The sequence below is a fragment of the Bacillus sp. HSf4 genome (assembly GCF_029537375.1).
Taxonomy (GTDB): domain Bacteria; phylum Bacillota; class Bacilli; order Bacillales; family Bacillaceae; genus Bacillus; species Bacillus sonorensis_A.
This window is the reverse complement of record NZ_CP120679.1, coordinates 942,242-960,027: the sequence shown is the minus strand read 5'-3', so window position 1 is coordinate 960,027 and position 17,786 is coordinate 942,242. Positions and strand designations below refer to the sequence as shown.

At 46.5% G+C, this 17,786-nt stretch carries 21 protein-coding genes; 8 read left to right on the top strand and 13 right to left on the bottom strand.

The genetic code is table 11. The annotated features are described in order from the left end of the window. The first annotated feature begins 80 nt into the window (after positions 1 to 80). On the top strand, positions 81 to 305 hold the full coding sequence (locus P3X63_RS04775; protein ID WP_026589515.1) for a hypothetical protein: 225 nt from the start codon (positions 81 to 83) through the stop codon (positions 303 to 305). A 25-nt stretch (positions 306 to 330) separates the two neighbouring features. On the opposite strand, the gene mutY is transcribed toward P3X63_RS04775, so the two are convergent. Beyond that, positions 331 to 1,413 (bottom strand): A/G-specific adenine glycosylase, encoded by a 1,083-nt coding sequence (gene mutY, locus P3X63_RS04770; RefSeq protein WP_035428760.1) that lies wholly within the window; start codon positions 1,411 to 1,413, stop codon positions 331 to 333. A 216-nt stretch (positions 1,414 to 1,629) separates the two neighbouring features. Here mutY and P3X63_RS04765 point away from each other — a divergent pair, with 216 nt between their 5' ends. Next, on the top strand, positions 1,630 to 2,613 hold the full coding sequence (locus tag P3X63_RS04765) for a metal-dependent hydrolase (protein ID WP_026589517.1): 984 nt from the start codon (positions 1,630 to 1,632) through the stop codon (positions 2,611 to 2,613). Here the strand turns inward: P3X63_RS04765 and P3X63_RS04760 are convergent. The 5 genes from P3X63_RS04760 to P3X63_RS04740 all read right to left on the bottom strand — a co-directional run bounded on the left by P3X63_RS04760 (position 2,610) and on the right by P3X63_RS04740 (position 8,125). Further along, positions 2,610 to 5,195, bottom strand: a complete 2,586-nt coding sequence (locus P3X63_RS04760; protein ID WP_277692537.1) for a YfhO family protein — start codon at positions 5,193 to 5,195, stop codon at positions 2,610 to 2,612. The genes P3X63_RS04765 and P3X63_RS04760 overlap by 4 nt on opposite strands. Continuing rightward, complete coding sequence (locus P3X63_RS04755) at positions 5,192 to 5,593, bottom strand: GtrA family protein (RefSeq protein ID WP_077735285.1); 402 nt, start codon at positions 5,591 to 5,593, stop codon at positions 5,192 to 5,194. Before P3X63_RS04755 ends, P3X63_RS04760 begins: the two co-directional genes overlap by 4 nt. Further along, positions 5,562 to 6,521 (bottom strand): glycosyltransferase family 2 protein, encoded by a 960-nt coding sequence (locus tag P3X63_RS04750; protein WP_026589520.1) that lies wholly within the window; start codon positions 6,519 to 6,521, stop codon positions 5,562 to 5,564. The genes P3X63_RS04755 and P3X63_RS04750 overlap by 32 nt, the downstream gene beginning before the upstream one ends. A 211-nt stretch (positions 6,522 to 6,732) precedes the next feature. After that, the gene (locus tag P3X63_RS04745; protein ID WP_277692536.1) at positions 6,733 to 7,884 is read right to left on the bottom strand and encodes an NAD(P)/FAD-dependent oxidoreductase; all 1,152 of its coding nucleotides are present in this window, start codon (positions 7,882 to 7,884) and stop codon (positions 6,733 to 6,735) included. Further along, entirely contained in the window at positions 7,868 to 8,125 is a 258-nt protein-coding gene (locus tag P3X63_RS04740) for a YfhJ family protein (RefSeq protein ID WP_026589522.1), read from the bottom strand. Before P3X63_RS04740 ends, P3X63_RS04745 begins: the two co-directional genes overlap by 17 nt. A gap of 129 nt (positions 8,126 to 8,254) precedes the next feature. Between P3X63_RS04740 and P3X63_RS04735 the strand changes: the two genes are divergently transcribed. Then, positions 8,255 to 8,404 carry a small, acid-soluble spore protein K gene (locus tag P3X63_RS04735; protein WP_003179924.1) on the top strand — a complete coding sequence of 50 codons (150 nt, stop codon included), beginning with the start codon at positions 8,255 to 8,257 and terminating at the stop codon, positions 8,402 to 8,404. Between the two features lie 26 nt (positions 8,405 to 8,430). Continuing rightward, positions 8,431 to 8,601, top strand: coding sequence for a YpzG family protein (locus tag P3X63_RS04730; RefSeq protein WP_077735286.1), 171 nt, complete (start codon positions 8,431 to 8,433; stop codon positions 8,599 to 8,601). A 28-nt stretch (positions 8,602 to 8,629) separates the two neighbouring features. On the opposite strand, the gene P3X63_RS04725 is transcribed toward P3X63_RS04730, so the two are convergent. Next, complete coding sequence (locus P3X63_RS04725) at positions 8,630 to 8,944, bottom strand: YfhH family protein (protein WP_026589523.1); 315 nt, start codon at positions 8,942 to 8,944, stop codon at positions 8,630 to 8,632. Positions 8,945 to 8,948: 4 nt separating this feature from the next. Continuing rightward, positions 8,949 to 9,740 (bottom strand): recombination regulator RecX, encoded by a 792-nt coding sequence (gene recX, locus P3X63_RS04720; RefSeq protein WP_077735287.1) that lies wholly within the window; start codon positions 9,738 to 9,740, stop codon positions 8,949 to 8,951. Between the two features lie 65 nt (positions 9,741 to 9,805). Between recX and P3X63_RS04715 the strand changes: the two genes are divergently transcribed. The 4 genes from P3X63_RS04715 (at position 9,806) to P3X63_RS04700 (ending at position 11,925) form a co-directional block, all read left to right on the top strand. Then, positions 9,806 to 10,708: a TIGR01777 family oxidoreductase gene (locus tag P3X63_RS04715; protein ID WP_277692535.1), complete on the top strand. Its 903-nt coding sequence runs from the start codon at positions 9,806 to 9,808 to the stop codon at positions 10,706 to 10,708. A 234-nt stretch (positions 10,709 to 10,942) separates the two neighbouring features. Then, entirely contained in the window at positions 10,943 to 11,482 is a 540-nt protein-coding gene (locus P3X63_RS04710; RefSeq protein ID WP_277692534.1) for a GNAT family N-acetyltransferase, read from the top strand. Between the two features lie 65 nt (positions 11,483 to 11,547). Continuing rightward, on the top strand, positions 11,548 to 11,661 hold the full coding sequence (locus P3X63_RS04705; RefSeq protein WP_077735289.1) for a YfhE family protein: 114 nt from the start codon (positions 11,548 to 11,550) through the stop codon (positions 11,659 to 11,661). A gap of 69 nt (positions 11,662 to 11,730) precedes the next feature. After that, complete coding sequence (locus P3X63_RS04700) at positions 11,731 to 11,925, top strand: YfhD family protein (protein ID WP_026589527.1); 195 nt, start codon at positions 11,731 to 11,733, stop codon at positions 11,923 to 11,925. Between the two features lie 31 nt (positions 11,926 to 11,956). Here P3X63_RS04700 and P3X63_RS04695 read toward each other — a convergent pair whose 3' ends face one another. The 5 genes from P3X63_RS04695 to P3X63_RS04675 all read right to left on the bottom strand — a co-directional run bounded on the left by P3X63_RS04695 (position 11,957) and on the right by P3X63_RS04675 (position 17,781). Then, positions 11,957 to 12,541: a nitroreductase family protein gene (locus P3X63_RS04695; protein ID WP_277692533.1), complete on the bottom strand. Its 585-nt coding sequence runs from the start codon at positions 12,539 to 12,541 to the stop codon at positions 11,957 to 11,959. Between the two features lie 87 nt (positions 12,542 to 12,628). Next, on the bottom strand, positions 12,629 to 13,528 hold the full coding sequence (locus tag P3X63_RS04690) for a PhzF family phenazine biosynthesis isomerase (protein WP_277692532.1): 900 nt from the start codon (positions 13,526 to 13,528) through the stop codon (positions 12,629 to 12,631). A 353-nt stretch (positions 13,529 to 13,881) separates the two neighbouring features. Then, positions 13,882 to 16,434 carry a bifunctional lysylphosphatidylglycerol flippase/synthetase MprF gene (gene mprF / locus P3X63_RS04685; RefSeq protein WP_277692531.1) on the bottom strand — a complete coding sequence of 851 codons (2,553 nt, stop codon included), beginning with the start codon at positions 16,432 to 16,434 and terminating at the stop codon, positions 13,882 to 13,884. 182 nt (positions 16,435 to 16,616) lie between these two features. Continuing rightward, a complete protein-coding gene (locus P3X63_RS04680) occupies positions 16,617 to 17,153 on the bottom strand; it encodes a YfiT family bacillithiol transferase (RefSeq protein ID WP_277692530.1) in 537 nt (178 codons plus the stop codon). 7 nt (positions 17,154 to 17,160) lie between these two features. Then, a complete protein-coding gene (locus P3X63_RS04675) occupies positions 17,161 to 17,781 on the bottom strand; it encodes an NUDIX hydrolase (protein ID WP_026589532.1) in 621 nt (206 codons plus the stop codon). Positions 17,782 to 17,786: the final 5 nt, after the last annotated feature.

Here is a 17,786-nt window from a genome sequence, read left to right as displayed (position 1 = left end):
TATCCATCTCCTAGTATAGTTATTTGCTTTTGTTAAAAAATAATGGTCATGACATCAATCAAAAAGGAGGCTTGCGCCTTATGTACGTCGGACGGGACATGAGTGAGCTCGATCAGACCCCGAAGGATGAGTGGAAGGAATCGGAGCTTCTCTTTTTCCACAACGCCTTCCAGCAGATGATGCCTTTTTTAAATGAGGAAGGGCATGCCGAATATGTGGAAGTCGTCAAAGAAATAAAAGCAAGAGGCGGTTTGCACCGCCGTGAAGCCGACTATACCCACGGCACCGATATCCAGTACGACTAGAGGGCAGCGTGCACAGTCAAGCTGCCTATTTCATATACATATTCCATATTTTCTGATGTGAAACCGGGAAGGCGTATTGTTCAAGCTCTTCTTTCGTAACCTTTTTCAAGTATGAATGATTAGGCTTGTGCAATGTTTTCCCGAAAAAAACGGAAATATTCCAGACAAGGTGGGTAAAAACGTGTTCAACGACCCCTTCGAGCGGACCGATTTCCGCCTCGACTCCTGCTTGTTCCTTTAAAAAAGCGGCGAGCTGCTCACGCTCAGGTTTAAGGCTTTTTATCGTTTCTGTGTTCGGGAATTCCCAAAGATTCGCCAGCAGGCCGCGCTCAGGCCTTTTATGGATGTAAAAGCATCCTTCTTCATCCGTCAGGACAACGGCTGCAAGGCTTTTTAGCGCCGGCTTCTTCTTTTTGCTTTTGACAGGGAGTTCTTTTTCACACCCTTCTGCAAAAGCTGAACAATGCTCGCGGACAGGGCAATGAAGACACATTGGCGATTTCGGCGTGCAGATGACAGCGCCAAGCTCCATCAGCCCCTGATTGAATTCGGACGGTTTGCCTTTGGAAATAAATGCGGCAACGATTTTTTCAAATGTGCTTTTCGTTTTTGGTTTTGCGATATCGTCCCAGATGGATAAAATGCGCGACATCACCCGCATGACATTGCCGTCGACCGCCGGAATCGGCTGGTTGTAGGCGATGCTCAGCACCGCCCCCCTTGTATAGGGGCCTACACCTTTTAAACCGCCAAATTCCTCTTTTGTAGAAGGAACAACGCCCCCGTATTGTTCATGGACTTCTTTGACCGCGCTTTGCAGATTCCGGACCCTTGAATAGTATCCCAATCCTTCCCAGGCTTTCAGGACTTTTTCTTCGTCAGCTTCAGCAAGCGCCGCAACGTTCGGAAATTGTTCAATGAAGTTGTTGAAATACGGGATGACCGTATCCACCCTTGTCTGCTGAAGCATCACTTCAGAAACCCAGACTTTATAAGGATCGCTGTCTGAACGCCAGGGCAGATCGCGCTTTTCTCTTTCATACCAGGAAATTAAATCTTCTTGAAATTGTTTAATGTTCTTTTGCTCTAACTTTTTTTCCAGATCCATGATGAAACTTCTCCTTGCCGGTCCTCGTCACATTAGCATACTTCACTTTTGTTGCATCGGCTTTTTGTTGTAAACTATATGCATATACGATAACATGTTACATTAAAAGTGAAGAAAGCAAAAGCGTTAAATATTTCAGGCAAGATCCATATTTATGCTCTCTTGGTTTTCGTTTTTGGAATTTGTTGATTCTAGCACCATTAGGGGAGGTCACCAATGGATACTGGCACACACGTTGTCATGGGGGTTGCCCTCGGCGGCATTGCGACATTGGATCCCGCCGTCGGTATGGATCCTTCCATGACCGAGGCCGTGATGATTGCGACAATCGTCGGATCACAGGCTCCGGATATTGATACGATTTTAAAATTAAAAAATAACGCTGTTTATATAAGACATCACAGGGGATTTACGCATTCCATCCCCGCTGTCCTCGCTTGGTCATTGATGATACCGGGCGTCCTGCTTTTGCTTTATCCAGAAGCCAATCTGCTGCATCTGTGGCTGTGGACGCTGGCCGCGGTTGCGCTCCATGTGTTCGTCGATATTTTTAACGCCTATGGCACACAGGCTGTCAGACCTTTTTCAAAAAAATGGGTGGCGCTCGGATTGATTAATACATTCGATCCGTTTATTTTCGTCAGCCACCTAGTGGCGATAGCCTTTTGGCTCGCGGGCGCCCATCAAGGTTATACGTTTTTAGCCCTTTACATCATCCTGGCGGGGTACTACCTGCTGAGATACATGATGCAAAGGCGAATCAAACAATCACTCCATGAAAAAATCGATGATATTGAAGAAATTATCATTTCGCCGACGATGAAGTTCAGACAGTGGCGGGTCGCCGTCAAGGCAAAGTCCGCCTTCCATGTCGGAAGAAGCATTGACGGAAACGTCGTCATCATTGACACATTCAACAGGGTGCCGGTGCCTGAATCGGCTGTCATGAAAGCGGCGAAGCAGGATAAAAACATTTCCGCTTTCCTGTCTTTTTCACCTGTTTACAAATGGGAAATTGACACGTATAAAGACCACTACGAAGTCCGTTTTATCGATTTGCGCTACCGAAGCAAAGGACACTATCCATTTGTCGCCATCGCCCATATCGACAGGGACTCTTTGGAATTAATCACATCCTATACCGGATGGATCTTCAGCGAAGAAAAGCTTCAGAAAAAATTAAAGCTTGGCTCTGTTTAAGAGCCAAGCTTTTTCCGTCTTCTCCTGCTGTACCATATTCCAGCGGCGAGGGCGATGATGGTCACCGCCAATGATTCTTTAAAGTACGGCGGATAATAAACGAGCTGAATATCGTTGTCCCCTTTGTCGATGGAAAAGCCGATAAAGGAATAATTCGCTTTTTGAACGGGTTGTTTTTTCCCGTTCACCGTAAGCTCCCAGCCTTTTTCAAACGGGATCGGCAGCATCATATAGCGGTCGCCGTTTTGGTTGTTGTAGCTGATGGTCAGCTTATTTTGCTGCCAGGTCATTTCAGCGTCCGGCGCTTTTTTCGCCGCCTCTTTTTTTAATGTTTGGTAATCTTCCTCATACAATGTCAAATGCTCCAGTTGATAGGTTCCTTTCGGGAGCCTGATCGCAATCTTTTTCGCCTTCTTCACCCTGATCGTCAAGTCGTAGACGCCTGTTTTATAAATCGACTGATTGGATTTCCTTGATGTGACATAATCATTGACCTGCAAATTGAAAAACTGGTCCTTTGCTAAGCTTTTCAAATAAAATCCGACATAATAGTCGCCTTCATCCGCAAGACTGCTTTGAGGCGGGATCAGATCGATTCCGCCCTTTTTTTCTGTTACTTTGAGCACACCGTTTTCATAAGAGGCGCCTTTCGTTTTCAGCTTCGCCTCCTTGATGATATTCCTCTCTTGTGGCGGCTCTGTGTTTCCTTTTCCGTTATCCAGCACGATCCCTTCAAGCATCGCATGCTCTCTCGCCAATACGGAGGAATCGGCTAAATCCTTTTCGGAAAAAACGGTGTCGGCCGTACGGATAAACGGCAGTGTGTACTTGTTTTTGTATACGTCATAATGCTCGGACTCGTCCATTTTTTCAAATCCGTAAGGGACGTCAGGGGCATTTTCTTTTTCCGTCATATAATATTTGCCGTACAACAAGCTGTACAGGTTGGCGCGGTCCCCCATCGTCGCATAGCGGCTGACGCTTTCCCGCCCCATATCGATTTGAAGGTCTTTCCAATAAAACAGGAGAAGATCCTTGTTCAGGATGCTGGAATAGGCGCTGAAACCGTTAAAGCGCTGGAGCATCGGCGTATTGTTGCGAACGCCGTTCATCCAGTCGATCCTTGTGTACGGATCGCCGCCATCATCTTTTTTGATGTTTTCCAAAAGTTCGCGCTGCTCTTTGCCGTTATACTCGTTGCTAGTCAAATAGCTTTTCGTCACGGATTGAATGTCGCTTCCTTCTGACAGGACATATTTCTCATACGTATTGGCGATCACCACACTAGATGCCAAAATACAGCCGTGGAAAAGCAGATGCCACCTTTTGTATTTGAGGCCGGCCGCCGCAAAGACGGCGATCGTCAGCATCAAAAGAGCAAGAATGCTCCAATTTTTCAGCAAAGACAAATCTAGATCTTTCTTCCACACCGTTGCGATATAAATGCAGAGGACGATCACGCTTGAACAGAAGATCTCTTTCAGCCTGATGCGTTTCAGCTCGGTGATTCCTACCGCAACGGCGCCGCCGATCGTAAAAGCAAGCAAGTATTCAAAACGGTTCTGCGGTGCGGAAAATCCGTTGAACGCACTTGCCGCAAGCGGACTGTAATGGAGAATGATCAGCACCATGCTGATCGCGGCAAACACCCTGAACGTCTTGTTTCGATAAAAGGAAAGCACGAATAAAAACAGCAAAAAGACTGCGGGCAGAAGTATGATGCGGCTGGAAAATAGAATGTTGTCCGTGAGATCGTACAAAGGAACCGCCTGATCATACGGAGGCCGCAGATTGTTCAAAAAGCCATAAACAGCAGGCACAAAAGAAACGGCGCTGATCCCAAAGGAAATCAGGCAGGATACGGCAAACATCCTGAACTGCTTCCACCTTGCCTCTTCATGTTCATCAAGCTGAACCAACCAGCGAAAGATCACATAAATGGCGATGAAAATCAAATTGATATACGCAAAATAGAAATTGTTAAACAGCGTCACAGAACAGGCGGTGATAAACAGTCCCGGCCGCCTGTCCCTGATGATTTTCTCCGCCCCCGCCACAAGCAAAGGAAGCCACAGCATGGCATCGCTGAAAAATTCCCAAAACACCGTATGACGGAAATAGATGACAGATGTTCCGTATAAAACGGCCCCTGTAAAAGCGGCCAGTTTTTGCTTCACCAACATATGAAACGCGTATGAGGCGATAAAAATAACCAAGGTCAGTTTGATCACACTGATAAACACGGCGGCCTGCGCCCAGAACAAAGCATCCGCATTGTTCGTCATATGTAAAAGCTCCATGACAAAAACGGCGGCAAAAGAAGCGATGAATACAAAAGAAGTCGTAAAATAATAGCCAAGCTGACTGTAGATGCCGCCGCCAAGACCGAAGGAGTAGGCATAAAAAAAGTTGCCGTTTTTATATTGATCATAAAGAAATGATTTAAAAATAACCATTTGTGCGAGCCCGTCGCCGTTTCCGGTCATATAGCGGCCATGCGCCCATTCGATCAAGAAAAAGAAATGGGCGATTACAGAAATAACAAAACTTGAAATGAAAAATAGACATATTGTTTTCTTCATACTCTTCCCCTGTCTCTTTTCAAAATCTTCCCTGTCACTAAAAACGTCAGAGGAACCGTTAAAAACATGGAAGCCAGCGGAGCCGCCGAACTGTTCATCTTCAAAAAGTTTACAAAAATATACACAAACAAAGAAGACGCGGCCAAATTAAACAGCTGTGTCAACGGAAATTGCAAAAATTTAGAAAGTGTCGGCTTGATTTTAAAGGTAAAATAGCAATTCAAGAAAAAGGAAATGACAAGGCTGACGGCAAATGCGGCAATATGTGATGCCATATAATTCATCGCCAGCAAAAGATGCAGAAGCAAATAAACCGCGTAGTAATTCAAGGTATTCACAACGCCTACAGCGGCAAAGCGGATAAATTCAAGATTCATTTTTTTCATGAGTTTCTCCATTGCTGATGTTTGCCTCCTGTATCAAATAATGAGGCCGCTTTTTCGTCTCATAATAGATTCGTCCGATGTATTCACCGATGATTCCGAGACTGAGAAGCTGAACGCCGCCAAGAAAGAGAACCGCAGAAATAATGGTAAAATACCCCGGAACAATGACACCGTGTTTCAAAATTTGAATGAATGTCGCCACAATGTAGATCAGCGAAAGAAAAAGGATAAAAATTCCGGCGTAAAAACATATTCTCAAAGGTCTGTTGTTGAAGGAAACGACCCCGTCGATTCCATAGTTAAGCAAGTGGCGAAACGACCACTTGGACTTTCCGTTTTTCCTTTCGACATTCTCATAATAGATGATTTTCTGATCAAAGCCGATCCAGCAGAACAGCCCTTTAGAAAAGCGGTTTCCTTCGCTCAGCTTCAACAGCGCGTCAACCGCTTTTCTGCTTAACAGGCGAAAATCGCCGACACCGTCCCTTAAATCAACTTCAACCGCATTGTTGATAAAACGGTAATACAGTGACGACAAATAGGATCGTATCGGGTTGTCCCCTTTTCTGTTGCGTTGTGCGACCACTTGGTCATAGCCTTCCTCATATCCTTTGATGAAATCATGCAATAAGTATGTCGGATGCTGCAAATCGGCATCCATGACGACGACGGCATCGCCGCGGGCATGCTGAAACCCTGCAAGAATGGCAGCCTCCTTACCGAAATTTCTTGAGAATGAAATGTATTTGACACGTTCACTTTTTTGCGCCAGATCTTTAATTTCTTCAAGGGTTTCATCTGTGCTTCCGTCGTTTATGTAATAAATTTCATAATCATAATCAATGGTTTGAAATTCGTTCCTTAAATGTGAATAAATCAATTTAATGTTGCTTGCTTCATTATAAGAAGGAATAATAATTGAAACGAATCCTTTCTTCACTTAAAGGCACCTCTTTTGGACATAATAAAATTGCATCCGGCATACTAAAACGGCAGGATACTCAGACATTTTTCAGGAGCACCCCATCAAAAGGGATTCGTGGGCATGCTGCACTATTTTTTACAAGATTATTTTGTCATTATATCAGACATCTATGAACAAGTGGTAAAAAAATGATATTACAGAAAAAGAACAAGAGTTGTTTCCCATTTTATAAGATTTGCCTTAATGGGCTGTATTTTTCCACAGCAAATTGCGGGTCTTCACCGCATGCTAAGGCAGCGGCCAATAACCCCGCATAAGGGCCAAATGTCAAACCTGACGGCCCAAAGCCAGTCGCTGCCACCAGACCTGTGTCCTGAATGTTCCCGAGCAAGGGAAGCAAGTCCTTGGTCAGGGGCCGAAAACCGACCCTGACTTCGCTGACTTCCGCGCTGTGCAGCCCAGGCGCAACAGATAAGGCTTCCTGAAGCACCTCCTGCAATCCTCCTGCCGTCATCCTGTAATCAAATCCCGAACCGGTTTCTCTTGTGGCTCCGGCGACAACGCGGGATCCGGCGAATGACACGATGTAATGGTCTGTATCCGGCAAAATAACCGGCCACTTGTCAGTGTCTTGATCAGGTATCTTTAAATGAACAATCTGTCCGCGCTGCGGCTCCAGATGAAGGTGTATCCCCAAAGGTTCCAGCAATCGATTCGTCCAGGCGCCGGCAGCCAGCACGACCGTATCGGCGGAAATCAACCGTCCGCCAGCCCTGACCCCTTTTATGCGCACCTGTTCAAATGACAGCGCCGCTTTTTCGCTTAACATGACGGCTCCATGCTTCCTTGCCGCCTGCAGAAGGGCATTTCGCAGCAGATGCCCGTCAACGCGCGCGGCACCTGTTATAAGAATCGCTTCCATCCCGTCGGCAAGCGGAGGAAAAAGCTGTTTCGCTTCATCATTCGATAAGCGGGTGATTTCGCCGATTGCGGCCTTATCATCTGTTTGTTCTCTCAATTTTCTTTCAATTTGATCGAGTGCTTCGGCATCTCGAGTGACCCGCAGGGCGCCCGTTTTTTCATATCCCAAGTCACCCGCTCCGTCTTCTTTAAGTTGTGCAACAAGTGAGGGATAATATTCGGCCCCGGCTTTCGCCAAACGTTCCCAATCTTCACTTCTGGATGAAAACCACGGACAGATAATGCCCGCTCCCGCCTTCGTCGATTGGCCTTTATGCCCTTCATCCAGAACCGTCACGTCCGCTCCTTTTTTCACAAGATGATATGCTGCGCTTGCACCGGCAATCCCCGAACCAATGACGATCGCTTTCATCTCATCATTCCTTTCTAAAAGAAACGTTTTAATGGAGAAGTCCATGGTCTCCTGAGAACAAATTTTCAACTTCTGTTTCAAATAAGTGCAGATGGCTGCCGTAGTGATCAATCCAGTCCAAAACAACGCGCTCTGTCAATTCATTTCCTCCGGGCCGGCCGCTTTTGGCAAATGCCGCCTCGAAGTCATCCAACAGACATTCAATCCATGTTCTGGCTTGCGCATAGCTCAGCATATGATTCTTTTCCAGAAGCGCATTTGTCAGCCTTTCAACTTGTGCTTCCACCTTGAACTTTCCCCCCTTTCCTTAGGAAAAAACTTTCTTTTTGAAAACACCGTCCATTTCATATACTAACCTTACGTCTTCTGAAGAGAAGACGCAAACATTTTGGATTTATGGGAGGAGCCTATAAAGATGCGGAATAAATCGAGAGGCTTTCCGAATATGAACAACAACAAGTTTGAAGGCGAGCCCCGTGCCAAAGATGATTTTGCTTCAAAGCGCCCTGACGGAAGCACGAATACTCATCCGCAGGAACGAATGAGAGCTTCCGGCAAACGCTAAAATTTTCTCGGATGGAGTGATGTTCTTTGTGTGCCAACCGCAAACCGTATACAAACGATTTTGATCAGATGAAAAAGCAAAACTATCCGCAGCCATGGGCTAATACGAAACATGCGCGGTCACAGGTAAACGGTGAGACACAGCAGACACAGGACCTCATCATACTCGAGCGCAATACGAATATTCGCACAAGATAACAAAACGGGAAAAGGGTTAAGCCGTGTCTTAATCCTTTTCTTTTAACAAAGAAATCGGCAGAGCCTCTTCATGATCTGGTGTGCCCAGCCGGTGCCCCCAGGCGAAAACACCGTTTAAATAGCGGATGAAGAAGTCTTCGCCCGCATCTATAATGTCGTAAACGCGGCCCGGTTTAAAATCGGCCGGATCGAGAAGATAGGCTTTCGCCATCGCAATTTTACGCTCGTGAACGGCAAGCTCGTTTACAATGCCCATTTGCTCAGCCTTTCTCGCCTTTTCCGTTAAAATCCCGATCTCTCTCCGCAATTCCTGCTCCGTCATTTCGCTGTATCTTTTCTCCATGTTCTCATCCCTTTTCATCTAGAAATTGATCAATCATGTCTATGGAAAAGCCTTTTCTAAACAAATACTGCTTGACCTTCATTTTCGTTTCATATGAACCGTCATAACCGCAGCGTTTCATGGCTTTTTCCCCTTGTTTGTCAAGCGCTTCTCTTTCCGCGTCGTCATTGTTTTCATAATCCGTCTCCAGCAGAGCGGCCGAGATGACGTCGAAGGAGAACCCCTTTCGCATAAGCTGTTGTTCGATGGCCTGTTTCGTTTCTTTAGAGGAGAGTTTTTTTCCTTTTTTCAGCATCTTTTCAGCGTGCTTAACCGCGGTTGCAACCTGTTCGGAAAACGTAAACGAGCTTAATGCTTCCTGGATGTGTTCTTCATCAACCCCTTTTAATTTCAGCTCTCTGTATAGAACATCCGGCCCTTTGCCGCTCGTTTTCCGGTGGGTGCTCACGAAAGCTTGGGCAAATTCCCGGTCGTCCAAATATTTGTAGTCATTCAGCATATGAATGATTTCTGTGATCGCAGAATCCGCGACTCCCTTTTTCTTCAAGTGGTCTTTGACTTCTTTTGTCGAGCGCATTCTGTAGGACAAAAAATCAAGCGCTTTATGAAAGCCTTTTTTAATGTCGTCGCCATACTGGATTTCGATGATGTCCAGCTCATCAAGCTCTTTTCCTTTTCGCAGATCAAACTTGACGAGAACATCAAGGTCAACGCTGAAGGCGTATTTTTCATCAAGAAAAATATTGACCCGCTCTTCATTGTTTTTCTGGGCAGAAATTTTTGTTATATACGGCATAAAAGCTCCCTTCTTTCGTTTTCTTCTTTTAGAATAAGGTAAAGGATCTCCAAAAGGGAGTGATCATGGTGAACATTGTGATTGCCGGCGGGACAGGCTTGATCGGAAAGCATCTGACAAAGGCTTTGACCGCCGCGGGACATCACGTTTATATTCTATCAAGAAATCCGGAGGAAACCGAACAAAAAAACCTCTCTTATGCAGTTTGGCAAACTCGCGGCGCCAGACCCGAAACAGAACTGCCCGGCATCGATGTCTGGATCAATCTGGCCGGAAAATCGCTTTTTGGCCGCTGGACTGAAACCATAAAAGCGGAGATTGCCAACAGCCGCATCCGTTCTGTACAGGAATCGGCCCGGATCATTCAAAAGCTGAGTGTGAAGCCAAAAGTCTTTATCCAGGCAAGCGCCGTCGGCATCTATGGGACGAGCCTTTTTGACACATTTACAGAAAAAGCGCCCGCTTCAGATCAGGACTTTCTCAGCCGGACGACAGCCGCCTGGGAAAGCGAGGCAAAACAAATCGAAGCGCTTGGCATTCGCACCGTCTATGTACGTTTTGGCATGGTGCTCGCCAAAAGCGGCGGAGCACTCTCTAAAATGACGCTTCCCTATTCGCTTTTTGCAGGCGGGCGCATCGGTTCGGGCCGCCAGTGGATCTCCTGGATCCATATTGATGACGCCGTCGGGATCATTAAAACGGCGATCAACGATTCGGAGCTGTCGGGTCCGCTTAATGCCACGGCGCCGAATCCCGTCCGGATGGAGAGGTTCGGCAAAACAATCGGCAAAGTCAAAAAGCGGCCTCATTGGCTCGCGGTACCCGCATTCGCCATCAAAGCCGTTCTTGGTGAAATGAGTCTGCTTGTGTTAAAAGGACAGCGCGTCGTACCGGAAAAGTGCCTTTTAAATGAATACCGTTTCCTGTACCCCGATTTGGAAGACGCGTTGCGTGATCTTCTTCTATAGGGCTCAGGTTTTTCAGCAAAAGCCTTGTGGCTTTTTGTTTCCCCTCTGCGTAAAATGTAGAAATCACCAGCATTGCTGTGAATAGGGAAGGCAAATGGTGCGCCGCCAGTTTTCTGGTTTAGTGGGTTCGATTCCCACCCCGAATTTTTTAATGTAAGCAAGAAACAGCGGATGTGATCCGCAATTAAAAAATTTCGAGGGTGGGTACCGCCCTCACGTTAAGGAGGGGCTGCCATGCTGAAAAAACGGGACTTGTCCGACTGTGCTGCGCTTTTTGAATTGATGATCCACCAGGAGGTCTTCCCTTTTGTAAAACATAAAGCAAAAACCGTTGAAGAATATATGTTTCACGTCAAAAATGTGATCGAAGAAGAGGAAACGGGAAAGCTGATCTCCAGAACGATTGTCGATGAGTGGGATAATCCGATCGGCTGTATCAGCTTGTATGAAATCGAGGAAAATGAAGGGTTTCTGGCTACTTGGCTCGGCAGGCCCTTTCATGGAAAAGGCTATAATCAACAGGCGAAAAACTTATTCCTCTGCGAGCTTTTTTATGAAAAACACATTGAAACGGTATTGATGAAAATCAGAAAAACAAACACGCGCTCCCTCAAAGCGGCACAAAAGCTTCCATACGCGATTCAAGCGGATGTCGGAAGGCTGAACAGCGCACATCAAGACACATTTCATCTGTTTAAAATCCCCAAAGATTTGTACACGTTATACAGCATGCGAACCTTTGAAGACGAAAGCCGCAGCCTAAAAGAAGCTTAAACTGTATAAATGCCGCGGAAACGGACAGCCTGTGAATAGTCTATATGTGTTAGGAGGCAATAAACATGGCTGACAAGAAAAAACGGGAGCGCTTCAAAACCTCACTGAACAAAACGCAGGAAGTCAGATATTCGCGGGAATTCAAAAGAGCCGAACGCGCCGCCAGGGAAAAATCATAATGCATAGCGGCGGTCTGATCAGCGAACAATAATATCGACCGGCTGATTTTTGATTGAGGAGTGATCACTTTGGGCAGAAATGCAATCCACAAAAACCGGGATAAAAATAAACAAAAGCTTCCTCAAGTTCCTGATCAGTATAAAAAAGAAACAGACGGTGTTTATGAGGAATATTCAGCTGAGCTCGCTGATCAGGATGACCGCGAAGCGCGGGCCCGTATGGAGGCCGCTGACAAACGCGCAAAACAGAGGCAGTCAAAATAAAAATAAGGCCTGGGAACACCGGGCCTTATCTTTATGCTAATTCGGTCAGAAGCTGCTTTGCGGGTGTCCTTGTTTGCAATTTAGGAATTTCCGCCGGATAGCCGATCTGCAAAATCGCGGCAAACCGTTCATTGCTGTCAAGCCCCATTAATTGCTGAAGCGTTCGATTATATAGCACCTGTCCGCTTTTCCACACCATCCCGATCCCTTTTTCCCAGGCGAGAAGCTGGAGGTTTTGAATCAAACAGCTGACAGCTGCAAAATCATCATTTCTGACCCGTTCATTTTCATCTTCCTTCAAAATGACAAAGAGAAAAGCCGGAACACTCATAATATGGTCCCTGAATTTTTTGATTTGTTCTTCAGACCTATCGGGCTTAATCTCTTGGAATGCCTTATCTAAATTGGCGGCATGCTTCTGTTTTCCGCTTTCGGTCCCGACATAAATAAACCGCCACGGCTCTGTCAGCTTATGGTTTGGCGCATAAACCGCGTCTTCCAGCAGCTTGAGAACCAGTTCCTTCGACACCGGGTCTTCTTTAAATTTCCGAATCGTTCTTCTATTTCTGACGCAATCGCGAACACTATTTTTTTCCGTCTGCAGAGTGTCGTTCATTTTGCCGCCCCCTTAAGTGAAAATGATTATCATTGTTGATTATAAAGTTTTATATTCCTGTTTGCAACTCATTGAAAATGGCGGCGATCATACTTCAAACATTTTCTTTTCCGCAAAAACGGCTGTTCCGCTCATTTGCACCTTCATATGTCCGTTCTTTTCAAAAACCGCAATTTTAACCTTTCCGTCTTTGCCGATTTCCCGGCCTTGTTCGATTAAAAATTCCGTTTGCCCGTCCCGGCAGTATGCGCCTCCGTATGTCCTCATGTAAGCGCCCATCACTCCGGAAGCGGTTCCTGTAACAGGGTCTTCCGTGGTGCCGGAGTAAGGCGATGAAAAATGCCGGCCGTGAAGGTGACAGTCCTCGTGCATCGTTTCCAAGCAGAACGGATGGACTGACGCGCGCGGCATATCCGTTAAGATGGCGGGAAATTCAGCTTGATCCGGTTTCATCTTCCGGCAGGCCGCTAAATCTTTAACAGGCACTAGCAATGTCCAAATTCCCGTGCTTCCATATACGATGGGCAATGCTTCATGAAAGTCTGCTTCTGTGATTCCGAGAGCTTCCGCCAATTTGGCCCGGTTTCCCGTAAATGGCCGAAATACCGGCTCAGCCTGCTCTAATGTGACAAAAAAGCGCTTCTCTCCGTCATCATCTCCCGTTTTGATGAAAAGATTGCCCGCTTTTGTTTCTATTCTCAGCTCCATTCCGGGTTTGACCCCGCCTTTTTCATAGAGCGCATAAAGCGATGCTACAGTCGCATGACCGCACAGATTCATTTCATGTCCGGGCGTAAAATAGCGGATCCGGATGTCGGCCGTCTCGCTCGGCAGTAAAAAAGACGTTTCACTATATCCGGTTCTTTCGGCGATCTCCTGCATCTCACTTTCTGTCAGATGCTCCGCGTCAAGAACCACCCCGGCCGGATTTCCTTTATTCACCAGCTTTGAGAATGCATCATATCTAAGTACCTCGACAAGTTTCATTTTCATCCCCCATTTGTCCTGTCCTGGCCTTTCCAATCATTTGCAGTATACCTGCTTTGGCAGATTCCAACAACTTTTATGTACAAAAAAGAGCCGCTGCAAACGGCTCTCAGATTGTTGACAAAATCCCAAAACGGCTTTTAGTTTTGGGATTTTGTCATCCTTCTTTCAGCGTGACCCTCAACCCTTGCAGTCTAGGAAGGCCGAGCATCGGCACAGCACAGGATGTGATGACGGCGGCGTTCAGGCAGGACGCCTGCCCAATTAGCCGCCGGTCCTCGTTATCATTCGTGAGCACCGACGCGCAGAATGCGAGGGTTTATCGACACGCTGAGAGCCGCTGCAAGCGGCTCTTATTTCTTTCTCCTCCCAATCAGCCTTGTCACGAGAATCATCGTCACAGGAAGGGATCTGTTTTTTCGGTAAGCCAAATATTTTCCACGCCAAACCGGTTTATATTTTTCCTTAAAGGATCTCAGCCCGCTGAAGCTGTACATATAGCTGACATTGTTGAAAATGACGGCGGCGAGCCGCTCCGTCCAAAACGATTGAAAGGATGTGCCCACATTTGAAAGCGGGGCCATCCCCATATTAAATGTCGTATAGTCCTCTTCTTTTGCCCATTGAAACAAATAGATGAACAGTGCGTCCATGATGCCTTTCGGCGCTTTTTCAGAGTAGCGCATCAGATCGATGGAGATTTCGCCTTCGCGGTACATCGGCATGATATTCATAAATGCGACGATTTCACCCGCTTCATTTTTTAAGACGGCGATTGACGCTTTTTGCAAATATTCTTCTTTAAAAAACCCTAATGAAAACCCTTTTTCCTTTTTTCGTCCGAGCCATTCATCAGAGATCTTTCTCAGTTCATCAAGGAATTCTTGCGAAAACGGCGGCTGTTCGACATGGAATGTATAGCCTTCCCTTTCAAAGCGGTTGTATATCGCTCTTAAGCCCGCCCGTTTTTTCCCGCTGATTGTAAATGTGTTGAGATCGATGATCGCCTCTTCGCCAAGCTTGAAAAAACGGTAGCCAAAATCGTGGTAGAGCGCCATGTGCTCCCGTTCAATCTGATAGAACGTAACAAGATAACCTTTTTGATCGGCCAAATGGAGAAACTCTTTTAAAATAAGCGGAAAGGATTCCTTCCGGCCGGAAGGATCGCCGAGAACAACGAAGCGCTGGCCGATCTTCGCAAATTGAATCAGGGCGTTTCCGTCGCTGGAATAAAAAAAGCGCTTATCCCCCAAAAAACCTAAATGGCTCAAAGCATTTCCGCCTTTTTCCTGCAAAAATGCCTCCAGCTTCCGAGGATCGGGTTCTTCGCCGACCTCTTTTGTTTTCCGATTGTACATCGTGATAAATACGGTGAAAAACAACGGAACAAAGAATAAGGCAAACCATGTCGCAAAGTTGACATGGCGGTCGCTGTGAATGAAATATTCTTTCACAAGGCTAGGACCGAGACCCTCCCAAATATTTGAGGCGATAATATTGTAATTCAACAAGGTAAAGAGAAAGATGAACGCTCCCCATGCAATCTGTCCAAATGTGTAAACGGTCCGCTCCCTCGTAAATTGTCCCCTCAATAAAATAAACAGCATAAAAACGAGAGGAATCAGAAAAACCGCGCTGATGTTAAAACCTTTAAACAGACTGAAAATAAATCCAAACGCCAAAGCGGTCAGCGTCATATAATAGGAACGCTTTGTCCTCCTGTAAAGTTCCAGCGGAAGAATAAGCATGATCAAGGCAAAGCTGAGAGACAGACCGTTGAAAAACGTCAGCATGTGTTTGGATATATATGGTATCAGCGTGATCCTGTCGATCGGCAGTGCCACCGAAGCAAGAACAATCACACCGCAGCAAAATGTGATGACGGCAAGCGAACCATTCAGAAGCCTGAAAAGCAACGCTCTATGTAAAATCAGCAGAATGTTGGTCGTTTCAATTGCCGGGGCAATAATCGGTTTTTCCTCGAGTTTTTTCATTGTATTTCCCGTCAAATCGGCCGCGGCAAAAATAAGGCCGAGGACAAATGGAATAAATGAATATGCGATCCGATAAAGGACAACAGCGGTTAGCGTGATTTCCTGATCCACTCCCAATTGATTCATGCCAATTAAAAAGAGCAGGTCGAACGAACCGAATCCGCCGGGTACGAGACTGATCATTCCGCCGACAGAAGCGATCGCAAAAACGCCGAGCACCGTTCTGGCGTCCAAATCAATCCCCATTGTCACAAGGGCATAATACACGACCGTCCCGGCTGCGAGCCACTCGATAACCGATGCGCCTAAATACGAAAAAAAGACGGGCAGCTTCAAGCCTTTTTCAACGCCGCCGCTTCTTTTCTTTTTGATGATTAAAAAAACGGCTGCAGCCGGCGCAATCACAGCCATTCCGGCAACCGTCAGAAATATCCACGCCTTCTCAAAAAGCATCCCTCCTGAGGGAAGCAGCCTGACAAGGACGAATATACAAAGGACGGACAGCCCGAGGAGGAAGGATGATGCAAGCCAGGCGATTCCCTTGATCAGCTTCTTGACATCACTGACATGCTCTTTATAGAGAATCGTCCGCAAACCGGCTCCTGACAGCCCGCCGAAGCCAAGCACATTATTGAATGAGTTGGCAATCCATGAAACCTTGATTGTTTTCCATTTGGAAATCCGCATCCCGAGGGAGCGCACCAACACAAAATCGTATAAGGACATTGCCGCAATCGCGGCAAAGCCGAGCAAAACCAATATAAAAAGGTCGATTCTTTCCACATTGTTGATAATCAGAAATGTTTCTTTAAATGATAAACCAGCCAGTTCTTTTCTTGCCTGATAGATGACAAACAAAAGAACAGCTGCCGGAAATACAATTCTTAAAACGGACAGTGCATTTTTTTTCATGAAAACCTCTTCTCTCCATGGCAATCAACTCTTACCGAACATCGGGATTAGGACATAATACCCCTATTATCTTACTGCAAATCATCCGCAAAAAAAAGCGGCTCCACCTTAAAGCCGCTTTTCCTCAATTTTGACCACCTGTTTAAAATCAAACGAAAATACGCGAGAGAAGGCGTGCGTTTTTATCTCCATCCCATTCTGTCCCGAAGCGACGTGATATGGGCGATATGATGCTTCGAGTGCCATACATAGAGGGCCAGTGCATGATCAAGGCTGATCTTCTCATTGCTGTCAGGGTGAAGATACGCGTTTTCGAAATCGGCGTCTGTCAGCGACTCAAAGAGGGCAGCCCAGCGATGATGCAGCGCATCTAAAAGCGCAATGGACAAATTGGGGTGCAATGTCCGGGCATCTGAAAGCTCAGCCCATTGTTGTTCATCAAACGTGCGGATCAGCGGCGCCTTCTCCGTCAGTGCCAGCTTGCAGCGGAGATAACCGTTCAAATGGCTGTCAGCGATGTGATGGACGACTTGCCTGACTGTCCAGCCTCCATCGCGGTACGGTGTGTCAAGCTGTGTTTCACTGAGGCCTGCCACCGCTTCCTTCAGCAATGAGGGCGCCTGCCTCAGCCTGTTAATGAATTCGGCCCGCCCGCTTTTGTTTGGCTGGAGAGGTGCGGTAAACGTTCCGATTGGATATTTGCGCCGTTCCATGTTCATTCCCCCCTTAATCACAGTACACCTGATGTGAATCGTTTTTTGTCTGAAACAAAAATTCAATCTGTTCATATGTATTTCTCGCTTCTGATAACTCAGGCAAATGCTCCAGCGGGAAAAAGCCGATGTTGTTCGTTTCCATTCCGGGTTCTGCCTTTCCTCCAACAATATCACAGGCGATAAACATTTTATAGACGTGGAATGCGGAAGGCGGATGATTGTGGCACTTTTTGTCCATAACGGCCAAAAGCTTTTGCGCTTTCACCTTCAGACCGGTTTCTTCAAACGCTTCCTTGACGGCGATTTCTTTCGGGCTCAGGCCAATATCGGCCCATCCGCCCGGGAGCGCCCATTTCCCATCCGCTTTTTCCTGAACGAAGAGCAGACGGTCATCTTTAAAAATGACGGCTCTCACATCAACTTTCGGCGTTGGATAGCCCGACTCTCCGGCAAAAACGTCTTGAACTTTTAAAAAATCGGCATCTGAATATTCGGCGATGATTTCGCAGCTAATCTGACGAAGCCGCTCAAAACGCTCTTGATCAAATTCATCCTTTGTATATGCAAGACCCGCCTGGGCGATCGCCTGCAATTCCTTTGCCCAGTCCAGCCAGTTCAGATTCTTCCTCATGAACC

Bases quoted from the DNA above. Each gene is read 5' to 3' on its own strand.
- P3X63_RS04725 (WP_026589523.1), bottom strand. From the start codon at position 8,944: ATGGAGAAAAGATACAGCGAAATGACGGAGCAGGAATTGCGGAGAGAG.
- P3X63_RS04775 (WP_026589515.1), top strand. From the start codon at position 81: ATGTACGTCGGACGGGACATGAGTGAGCTCGATCAGACCCCGAAGGAT.
- P3X63_RS04755 (WP_077735285.1), bottom strand. From the start codon at position 5,593: ATGGAGAAACTCATGAAAAAAATGAATCTTGAATTTATCCGCTTTGCC.
- mutY (WP_035428760.1), bottom strand. From the start codon at position 1,413: ATGGATCTGGAAAAAAAGTTAGAGCAAAAGAACATTAAACAATTTCAA.
- P3X63_RS04705 (WP_077735289.1), top strand. From the start codon at position 11,548: ATGGCTGACAAGAAAAAACGGGAGCGCTTCAAAACCTCACTGAACAAA.
- P3X63_RS04760 (WP_277692537.1), bottom strand. From the start codon at position 5,195: ATGAAGAAAACAATATGTCTATTTTTCATTTCAAGTTTTGTTATTTCT.
- P3X63_RS04680 (WP_277692530.1), bottom strand. From the start codon at position 17,153: ATGAACATGGAACGGCGCAAATATCCAATCGGAACGTTTACCGCACCT.
- P3X63_RS04735 (WP_003179924.1), top strand. From the start codon at position 8,255: ATGCGGAATAAATCGAGAGGCTTTCCGAATATGAACAACAACAAGTTT.
- mprF (WP_277692531.1), bottom strand. From the start codon at position 16,434: ATGAAAAAAAATGCACTGTCCGTTTTAAGAATTGTATTTCCGGCAGCT.
- P3X63_RS04695 (WP_277692533.1), bottom strand. From the start codon at position 12,541: ATGAACGACACTCTGCAGACGGAAAAAAATAGTGTTCGCGATTGCGTC.
- P3X63_RS04765 (WP_026589517.1), top strand. From the start codon at position 1,630: ATGGATACTGGCACACACGTTGTCATGGGGGTTGCCCTCGGCGGCATT.
- recX (WP_077735287.1), bottom strand. From the start codon at position 9,740: ATGCCGTATATAACAAAAATTTCTGCCCAGAAAAACAATGAAGAGCGG.
- P3X63_RS04710 (WP_277692534.1), top strand. From the start codon at position 10,943: ATGCTGAAAAAACGGGACTTGTCCGACTGTGCTGCGCTTTTTGAATTG.
- P3X63_RS04675 (WP_026589532.1), bottom strand. From the start codon at position 17,781: ATGAGGAAGAATCTGAACTGGCTGGACTGGGCAAAGGAATTGCAGGCG.
- P3X63_RS04715 (WP_277692535.1), top strand. From the start codon at position 9,806: ATGGTGAACATTGTGATTGCCGGCGGGACAGGCTTGATCGGAAAGCAT.
- P3X63_RS04745 (WP_277692536.1), bottom strand. From the start codon at position 7,884: ATGGACTTCTCCATTAAAACGTTTCTTTTAGAAAGGAATGATGAGATG.
- P3X63_RS04690 (WP_277692532.1), bottom strand. From the start codon at position 13,528: ATGAAACTTGTCGAGGTACTTAGATATGATGCATTCTCAAAGCTGGTG.